The sequence below is a fragment of the Reyranella sp. genome, assembly GCF_017305915.1.
Lineage (GTDB): Bacteria > Pseudomonadota > Alphaproteobacteria > Reyranellales > Reyranellaceae > Reyranella.
Genome location: NZ_JAFKJN010000049.1, coordinates 20,188 through 28,889, shown reverse-complemented (window position 1 = coordinate 28,889; position 8,702 = coordinate 20,188). Strand labels below are relative to the sequence as shown.

Here is an 8,702-nt window from a genome sequence, read left to right as displayed (position 1 = left end):
TGCGTCGCCGACAGCTCCAGCCGCGTCACCTCGATCTTGAGCCCCATGCTGTCCTCCGCCGCAATACGCCGACCGGAGACACAGAATCGAACATTGCAGCGAAGGGAAACTCAAATCTCGCAAGAGTCAGGATTTTCGTCGGCTGGTATAAGACGCCGACACCTCCCCATCAGAATGGGGAGGAATATGATCAATCGAGCTTGATGCCGGTGCGCTGGATGAAGTCCTGCCAGCGCTTCACCTCGGTGCGGATCGTGCTCGTGAAAGCGTCGGATGAGCCGCCCACGGCGATGACCCCGTCCGCCGCCAACCGGCCGCTCACCTCGGGGCTCTTCAGCACCGCATCGAGCTCGCCGTTCAGGCGCTGCACGATTCCGGTCGGGATGCCCTTGGGCCCGATCATGCCGTGCCACAGGTTGAAGTCGAGCGTCGGATAGCCCTGCTCGCCGTAGGTCGGGATGTCGGCAACCGCGATCTTCCTGGTGATCGCGAGCGCCCGAACCTGATTGTTCTTGATGTAGGGCAGCATGGTCGTGGTGCCGCCGATCAGCATCTGCACGCTGCCGCTCAAGAGGTCGTTCAGCGCCGGCGCGGTGCCGCGATAGGGCACGTGCGTCGCCTTGATCTGCGCCGCATCGAGGAAGAACTCGGTGCCGAGATGGAGCAGCCCGCCCGGCCCGCTCGACCCATAGGCGAGCTCGCCCGGCTGAGCGTTTGCCAGCGCCACCAGCTCCTTCAGGGTCTTGGCCGGCACCCCGGGATTGACGCACAGCACCGTCGGCTCGTCGGTGAACTGGCCGATCGCCGCGATGTCGTTCAGCGAATCGAACGACGGCTTGTGCAGGATCGAGTTGATGGCGTAGCTGCCGGAGATCGTGAGATAGGTGTAGCCGTCGGCCGGCGACTCGATCGCGATCTCGGCGCCGAGATTGCCGCCGGCGCCAGGCTTGTTGTCGACCAGCATGGTCTGGCCGAGCCGCGCCGACAGCTTCTCGGCGACCAGCCGCGAGGTGAAGTCCGATCCGCCGCCCGGCGCGAACGGCGCCACCAGCTTGATCGGCCGCACCGGCCAGGTTTCGGCCGAGGCGTGGCCGGCAATGCCCAGCGCAGCAGCGCCAACGAGAAGGCTGCGACGGCGGATCATGCCGGCCACGGCACGCGGATCTCCTGCAAGGGCGCATGCTGCTGGGCGGCGTGCATGTCGGTCTCGCCGACGCCGCCCTGGGCGCGCGGGCGCGGCAGGGTGATCTTCACCGCGTTCACCAGGTCGAAGAAGCCGAAGGTGATGATCGACTGGGTCGGCACGTTGTAGAGCTCGGAGATCAGCTCCCGGGTGATCACACCGCTCCTCTTCACCGCGTCGAAGTCCTCGCGGTTCTTGAAGATGATGTCGAGCGTGATCTCGAATGGGCCCGCATTCTTGCTGCGCACGACCTTGGCGATCTCGCGCAGGGGAGTCGGAACGGTTTGTCCGGACGAGGGCGACATCAGGCGATCTCCTCGACCTGGATCGGGAACAAAGCGGTCGGGCTGTCGATCTTCATCAGGTGATAGACGTTGAACTCGCAGGCCTGGCCGAGCGGGATCTCGAGCGGCGTGAAGGGCGAGGCGAGGTTGCCCGCGGTGGCGATGCGGCCGGGATAGGGCGCGTGCATCAGCGTGGTGCGCGCCTTGCCGCAGATCGCCGTCGCCAGCGACTGCGTCGCCGCCGCGACCTCGACGATGATGCAAAGCTCGTGCGCCGGCGTCTTCACCGGCTCGAGGTCGCCCATCACGCCGTTCTTGCCGTAGAGATGCGGGATGATGCGATAGGCCTCCTCCGGCACTTCCTTGAAGTAGGCGCGGGTGGCGGCGATCACCTTGGCGAGGATCTCGTCGATCTGGCCGATGAAGATCGGATCGCGGGCGCCGGCGATGAAGATGCTGCGATAGCCCGACGTCTTCGCGCCTTCGAGCTTCACCGTGTAGATCTTGGCTGGCTCGAAGCGGCTGCCCGACACGCGCACGCGGCGGTCGGTGACCTGCTCGTACCTGCAGTTCGACAGGTCGAGCGTGCCGCCCGGGCCGGCCAGCAGGAACGGATGCGTCTTCTCATAGAGCGTGTGCGCGGCGACCGAGGAGGTGGTGCAGCGCTCGGCCGGATTGAGCGGCTCGATCTCGAAGTGATCGCGCCGCAGCCAGCCCATGACGTTGCGGCCGACCGGCTCGGCGCACAGCGCGCCGCATTCCATGATCTTGCCCATGTGCCAGGCCAGCGCCGGATCGAAGCCGGCACGGATCGCCATCGCCGCGGTCGGCGAAGGGTCGTACGAGCGGCCGCTCACGATCACGTCGACGCCCCCTTGAGCATTGGCGCTTTCATCGAGCGCCTTCACGAAGGGCTCGGCGCCGATCTGCGCCACCACGACGGTCGCAGCATCGACCTCGCGCAGGTCGAGCGGCGGCACGGGGCCGAGCGGCTCGATGCGGCCGGCCTTCAGCTCCTTGGCGATGTGCGCCTTGTCGATGTCCGAGTAGATCTTCGCGAGCTTGAGCCGCCAGCCGCGGCGCCGGGCGATCTCGGCGATGATGTCGCGGAACACGTCGACATGCAGGTTGGTGCCGTCGCCGCCGGCCGACGAGATCAGCAGGGGCACCTTGGCCGCGCGCTGGCCTTCGAGCAGCACCTCGAGGTCCTTCACATAGGCCTCGCGGCTGCAGGTCATCTCGCCCAGCCCGAGCTTCTGCGGCCCGGAGTCGGTGGAGCCCGAATCGATGGTGATGGCGTGCGGCTTGAGCGCCAGGCCCATCTTGAAGTGATCGACCGGGAAGCCGTAGCCCAGCATCCCCGAGGGCGTCAGGATCCGGATCTCGTCGTTGCTGGCTAACGCCATGATCTTTCTCCCCAAATCCGGGCCGATGTACCGTTGACGATGTCGGAATGCAGGCGGTATACCACTGGCGTAATGGACGGTCTAGTCACCGACCCCAAGCTGTCGACGGTCGCCTATGGCGCGCTGCTGGACATGATCCTGCGCGGCACCATCGCGCCGGGCGAGCTCGTGACCGAGCGCCAGATCGCGGCGCGTCTCGGCATGTCGCGCACGCCGGTGCGCGAGGCGGTGCGGCGGCTGGAAGGCGAGGGCACGCTCGAGCGCCAGCGCGATGGCGCGCTGATCGTGCGGCCCTATTCGATGGAGGAGTTCCTGCAGGCGCTCGCGGTGCGGCGGTTGCTGGAAGGCGAAGCGGCACGGCTCGCCGCCGGCAAGGTCTCGCCTGCGGTCCTTGCGGCGGCGCGCGAGCGCACCGAGCGGCTGCGGCGCGACGGCATGGCTGAATCGGCGCGCCAGGACGATCGCGACTTCCATGCCGCGATCGCCGAGGCCTCGGGCAACCCGGTGCTGGCGACCACGATCTCCGACCTGCGCAAGCGCACCGCGATGTTCCGGCTCGGCCGCCTGCCCGAGCGGGTCGACCAGGTGTGCGACGAGCACCTGACAATTCTTGACGCCCTGGCCAGCGGCGACGGCGAGGCTGCCCGCACGGCCATGCAGAGCCATATCGACAACGTCCGGGCCCACCTGCTGCAGCGTCTGACGGCGCTCTGATCCCCTCCCCGGCCTCCCCCATTCGATGGGGGAGGGGTAGGGTGGGGGTCATGGCGGAGCCCGAAGTCCGCAAGATCATTCACGTCGACATGGACGCCTTCTACGCGTCGGTCGAGCAGCGCGACGATCCCTCGTTGCGCGGCCAGCCCGTGGCCGTGGGCGGCCGCCAGCGCGGCGTGGTGATGGCCGCGAGCTACGAGGCGCGCAAGTTCGGCGTGCGCTCGGCGATGGCCTCGGTGACCGCCAAGCGCCTCTGCCCCGACCTGGTGTTCGTGAAGCCGCGCTTCGACGTCTACAAGGAGGTGTCGCGCCAGATCCGCGAGATCTTCCTCGAGTACACGCCGCTGGTCGAGCCGCTGTCGCTCGACGAGGCCTATCTCGACGTGACGACGAACCTCAAGAACATCCCGCTCGCCTCCGACATCGCCCGCGAGGTCCGTGCCCGCATCTTCGACGTCACCGGCCTCACCGCCTCGGCGGGGGTCTCCTACAACAAGTTCCTCGCCAAGCTGGCCTCGGACTACCGCAAGCCCAACAACCAGACGGTGATCCCGCCGGAGAAGGGGCCGGCCTTCGTCGAGAGCCTCGATGTCGGCCGGTTCCATGGCGTCGGCCCGAAGACTGCCGAGAAGATGAAACGCCTCGGCATCCATACCGGCGCCGATCTCAAGGCGCAGAGCCTGGAGTTCCTGCAGCAGTATTTCGGCAGCTCCGGCGCCTACTACCACGCCATCGCCCGCGGCCGCGACGAGCGCCGGGTCGTGCCCGACCGGCCGCGCAAGTCGGTCGGCTCGGAGACCACCTTCATGGAGGACCTCGGCAAGCCGCAGGAGATCGTCGACGGTGTGTTGTCGGTGCTCGACGACGTCTGGGGCTACTGCGAGCGCACCGGCATCGCCGGGCGCACCGTCACCGTCAAGGTCAAGTACGCCGATTTCCAGATCATCACCCGCAGCCGGACCTTGCCTCAGCCGGTGAACAGCCGTAGCGAGCTGGAACAGACCAGCGTCGAGCTGGTGCGGCAGATCTTTCCGCTGGAGAAGCGCGTGCGGCTGCTCGGTGTTTCCCTATCCAATATGGGGCCGCGGGAGAACGCACCGCCGCCCGAACCGCAGCTCACTCTGGGCCTGTAAAGCTCAAGTCCGTGCGCAAGCGGCACGGCGCGGGCCCTACGCTTCGCGCTGCGCGCGACCGGCGCCGCGGAAGGCGCCGAGCTTCACGGGCCCGCCTGCGCGATGCTATGCATCGCGCAATGCTGGAAAAGCTCGAATACCTCCTCGCGCTCTCCCGTGAACGCAACTTCGGCAGGGCCGCCGAGGCCTGCAGCGTCACCCAGCCGAGCTTCTCGGCCGGCATCAAGCAGCTCGAGGATGCGCTGGGCGCCATGCTGGTGCAGCGCACCTCGCGCTTCATCGGCTTCACCGCCGAGGGCGAGCGGGTGCTGGAATGGGCACGCGGCATCGTCGCCGACACCCGCGCCATGCGCACCGACGTGCAGACGCTGAAGAAAGGCCTGAACGGGCATCTGCGCATCGCGGCACTTCCCGTCGCCTCGCCGATGCTGTCGCTGGTGACGACGCCCTACCACGCAAAGTATCCGGGCGTGCGCTTCAGCATCTTCTCGCGCACCGCCGCGGAGATCCTGTCGCTGCTGGAGAATCTCGAGATCGATGCCGGCATCACCTATGTCGACGAGGCGCCGCCGCGCGGCCTGCGGGCGGTGCCGTTCTATCGCGAGCGCTTCCGGCTGGTGACGGCGCCGGACAGCCCGCTCGGCGATCACGACAAGGTGACCTGGGCAGAGGTCGCGAAGGTACCGCTGTGCCTGCCCGCCACCGACATGCAGGTCCGCCACAACATCGACCGGCTGCTCGCCGCGGCCGGCGCCGAGCCGGGACCGCCGACGCTCGAATCGGATTCGATGATCGTGCTGTTCGCCCATGTCCGCACCGGCCGCTGGGCGACCGTGATGCCCGACAAACTCGCGGAAGCGCTGGGACTGACGCAGCAGCTGCGGTCGGTGCCGATCGTCGACCCGGATGCGACCCATCAGATCGGCCTGCTGGTCCCCAAGCGCGAGCCGTCGACGGCGATCGTCACGGCGCTGGTCGCCGAAGTAAACGCCGTCGCCCGCTCGCTCGACCACAACTGACGCGCGTCGTGCCTGCAACGATAGCCGCACGCTATCGACTCACTGAACAGCTTTATTGAGCCGCCGTTCCCGCCTGCGGAATGATCACAGGAACTGAGCCGCCCTCAAGACGGACAGGAAAGAAGAAGGGAAGGAAACGGTGTGAGCGCCCGCAGGGAGATGGGACCTGCGGGCCAAGTCACGTGGGTTACGCCCGGCCTGCCGAGACCGACAACAATTCGGAGCAATTCGCCATGGCATTAGGTTTCCTCGATCGCGAGCGTACGGTCGCCAAACCGGGATTCAACCGGTGGATGGTGCCGCCTGCCGCACTCTGCATGCACTTGTGCATCGGCCAAGCCTACGCGTTCAGCGTGTTCAACCTGCCGATGACCAAGCTGATCGGCGTCACCCAGTCTGCACCCAGTGACTGGAAGCTCACCGAGCTCGGCTGGATCTTCTCCATCGCGATGTTCTTCCTCGGCACCTCGGCCGCCGTGTTCGGCCGCTGGGTCGAGGACGGCGGCCCGCGCCGTGCCATGTTCACGGCCGGCCTGTGCTGGACGGCAGGCTTCCTGCTGTCGGCGGTCGGCGTCTACAGCCATCAGCTCTGGCTGGTCTATGTCGGCTACGGCGCGCTGGGCGGTATCGGCCTCGGCGTCGGCTACATCTCGCCGGTCTCGACCCTGATCAAGTGGTTCCCCGACCGCCCGGGCATGGCGACCGGCATGGCGATCATGGGCTTCGGCGGCGGCGCCTTCATCGCCTCGCCGCTGTCGGTGTGGCTGATGCAGAGGTTCTCGACGCCGACGCATGTCGGTGTCGCCGAGACCTTCATCGCGCTCGGCATCATCTATCTCTGCTTCACCTGGGTCGGTGCCGCGATCGTGCGCGTGCCGGCGCCGGGCTGGCTGCCGGCCGGCTACACGCCGCCGGTGCAGGCGCAGAAGCTGATCACCAGGAACGACGTCTTCGTCTACGACGCGCTGAAGACGCCGCAGTTCTGGCTGATCTGGTGGGTGCTCTGCCTCAACGTCACCGCCGGCATCGGCGTGCTGGGCCAGGCCTCGGCGATGAGCCAGGAGATGTTCCCCGGCAAGGTGACGCCGATCGCCGCGGCGGGCTTCGTCGGCCTGCTCAGCCTGTTCAACATGGGCGGCCGCTTCTTCTGGGCCTCGACCTCCGACCTGATCGGCCGCAAGAACACCTACTACTGCTTCTTCGTCATCGGCACCGTGCTCTACGTGCTGGTGCCGCAGACCGGCCTGATGGGCAGCGTCACGCTGTTCGTGATGTGCTTCGTGGTCATCATCAGCATGTACGGCGGCGGCTTCGCCACCGTGCCGGCCTATCTCAAGGACATGTTCGGCACCCGCTATGTCGGCGCCATCCACGGCATGCTGCTCACCGCCTGGTCGGCGGCGGGCATCCTGGGGCCCGTGCTGGTGAACTACATCCGCGAGTACCAGATCGATCACGGCGTGCCGAAGGCGCAGGCCTACAACACGACCATGTACATCATGGCCGGCCTGCTGGTGATCGGCTTCATCTGCAACGCGCTGGTGCGCGCGGTGCACGAGCGCCATCACATGAAGGCCGACGATGCGCGCGCCCACGGCGGTGCCGCGGTGCCGCGCGGCGGCGTTGCGGCCGCCCGGACCTGAGGGAGGAGCTCGATGGCAAACGACCAGACCGGTACGACCACGGCGCAGCTCGTGCTGGCGTGGGGCTTCGTCGGCATTCCCCTGGTGTGGGGGGTGCTGCAGACCTTGTCCAACGCGATGAAGCTGTTTTCCTAGCCGAGCAGCTCGCGCGTGGATGAGAGCCCCGGCGGTCTCCCGCCGGGGTTTTTTTGCGCACTGCGCTTCGCGCGCGAGCGGCGGTGCCGTAGCGGTAGGCGCCCTCCGGGCGCCGGTCGGCCGAAGGCCGAACCGCAGGCACCGTTGTGTGGAGCCTTGCGCACCGATGCGCAATGATACCGCTCGATGTTGGACAAGCTCGAATACCTGCTGGCCCTGGCCAGGGAGAGAAATTTCGGCCGCGCCGCCGAAACCTGCGGCGTGACCCAGCCGACCTTCTCCGCCGGCATCAAGCAGCTCGAGGACACGCTCGGCGTCATGCTGGTGCAGCGCACCTCGCGCTTCCTGGGCTTCACCGCCGAGGGCGAGCGGGTGCTCGACTGGGCGCGCACCATCGTCGCCGATACGCGCGCCATGCGCGCCGAGGTGCAGACGCTGAAGAAGGGCCTGGTCGGCCATCTGCGCATCGCCGCCATCCCGACGGCGCTGCCGATGGTCTCGGCGCTGACCACGCCCTATCGCGCCAAGCATCCCAACGTGAAGTTTACCATCCTGTCGCGGACCTCGATCGACATCCTGCAGATGGTCGAGAATCTCGAAGTCGATGCCGGCCTCAGCTACATCGACAACGAGCCGCTCGGCCGCCTGCGGGCCGTGCCGCTCTACAACGAGCAGTACCGGCTGCTGACCTCGGCCGACAGCCCGCTCGGCGACCACGACAAGGTGACCTGGGCGGAGGTCGGCAAGATCCCATTGTGCCTGCTGACGCCGGATATGCAGAACCGGCGCATCATCGACGGGCTGCTGCACGCCGCCGGCGCGCGCGCCGAGCCGACCCTCGAATCGAACTCCATGATCGTGCTGTTCTCCCACGTCCGTACCGGAAGCTGGGCCAGTGTCATGCCCGAGCGGCTGGCCGACACGCTGGGCCTGACCGAGCGCCTGCGCTCCATCCCGATCGTCGAGCCGGAGGTCGTGCATCAGATCGGGCTTTTAGTTCCGCCACGCGAACCAATGATCCCTCTGGTGTCTGCTTTGGTCGCTGAAGCCAGCCGTTTGGCCAGCGCGATACGGGCCGACTAGCCGATTTCAATCGAAATAATCGATCGTACAATGGGAAAGCTTTAATGCAGTCGATCTGGCCAAAGCGGATCATCGCTCAGGTGTGGAGGGCGCCGGCGCGCC

At 67.1% G+C, this 8,702-nt stretch carries 9 protein-coding genes; 6 read left to right on the top strand and 3 right to left on the bottom strand.

The window, feature by feature from the left end; translation table 11 throughout:
• Nucleotides 1-190 precede the first annotated feature (190 nt).
• The 3 genes from J0J01_RS32145 to J0J01_RS32135 are packed head-to-tail and all read right to left on the bottom strand — an operon-like array spanning nt 191 to nt 2,873.
• The gene (locus tag J0J01_RS32145; RefSeq protein ID WP_296387724.1) at nt 191-1,144 is read right to left on the bottom strand and encodes a tripartite tricarboxylate transporter substrate binding protein; all 954 of its coding nucleotides are present in this window, start codon (nt 1,142-1,144) and stop codon (nt 191-193) included.
• Complete coding sequence (locus tag J0J01_RS32140; protein WP_296387723.1) at nt 1,141-1,488, bottom strand: DUF4387 domain-containing protein; 348 nt, start codon at nt 1,486-1,488, stop codon at nt 1,141-1,143. Before J0J01_RS32140 ends, J0J01_RS32145 begins: the two co-directional genes overlap by 4 nt.
• On the bottom strand, nt 1,488-2,873 hold the full coding sequence (locus J0J01_RS32135) for an acyclic terpene utilization AtuA family protein (RefSeq protein ID WP_296387722.1): 1,386 nt from the start codon (nt 2,871-2,873) through the stop codon (nt 1,488-1,490). The genes J0J01_RS32140 and J0J01_RS32135 overlap by 1 nt, the downstream gene beginning before the upstream one ends.
• A gap of 72 nt (nt 2,874-2,945) precedes the next feature.
• Between J0J01_RS32135 and J0J01_RS32130 the strand changes: the two genes are divergently transcribed.
• The 6 genes from J0J01_RS32130 (at nt 2,946) to J0J01_RS32105 (ending at nt 8,600) form a co-directional block, all read left to right on the top strand.
• The gene (locus J0J01_RS32130) at nt 2,946-3,587 is read left to right on the top strand and encodes a GntR family transcriptional regulator (protein ID WP_296387721.1); all 642 of its coding nucleotides are present in this window, start codon (nt 2,946-2,948) and stop codon (nt 3,585-3,587) included.
• 50 nt (nt 3,588-3,637) lie between these two features.
• Nucleotides 3,638-4,720: a DNA polymerase IV gene (gene dinB, locus J0J01_RS32125; RefSeq protein ID WP_296387720.1), complete on the top strand. Its 1,083-nt coding sequence runs from the start codon at nt 3,638-3,640 to the stop codon at nt 4,718-4,720.
• Between the two features lie 119 nt (nt 4,721-4,839).
• The gene (locus tag J0J01_RS32120; protein ID WP_296387719.1) at nt 4,840-5,739 is read left to right on the top strand and encodes a LysR family transcriptional regulator; all 900 of its coding nucleotides are present in this window, start codon (nt 4,840-4,842) and stop codon (nt 5,737-5,739) included.
• A 233-nt stretch (nt 5,740-5,972) separates the two neighbouring features.
• Nucleotides 5,973-7,382 carry an OFA family MFS transporter gene (locus J0J01_RS32115; protein WP_296387718.1) on the top strand — a complete coding sequence of 470 codons (1,410 nt, stop codon included), beginning with the start codon at nt 5,973-5,975 and terminating at the stop codon, nt 7,380-7,382.
• Nucleotides 7,383-7,394: 12 nt separating this feature from the next.
• Nucleotides 7,395-7,517, top strand: coding sequence for a hypothetical protein (locus J0J01_RS32110; protein WP_296387717.1), 123 nt, complete (start codon nt 7,395-7,397; stop codon nt 7,515-7,517).
• Nucleotides 7,518-7,703: 186 nt separating this feature from the next.
• Nucleotides 7,704-8,600 (top strand): LysR family transcriptional regulator, encoded by an 897-nt coding sequence (locus J0J01_RS32105; RefSeq protein WP_296387716.1) that lies wholly within the window; start codon nt 7,704-7,706, stop codon nt 8,598-8,600.
• The last annotated feature ends 102 nt before the right edge of the window (nt 8,601-8,702 follow it).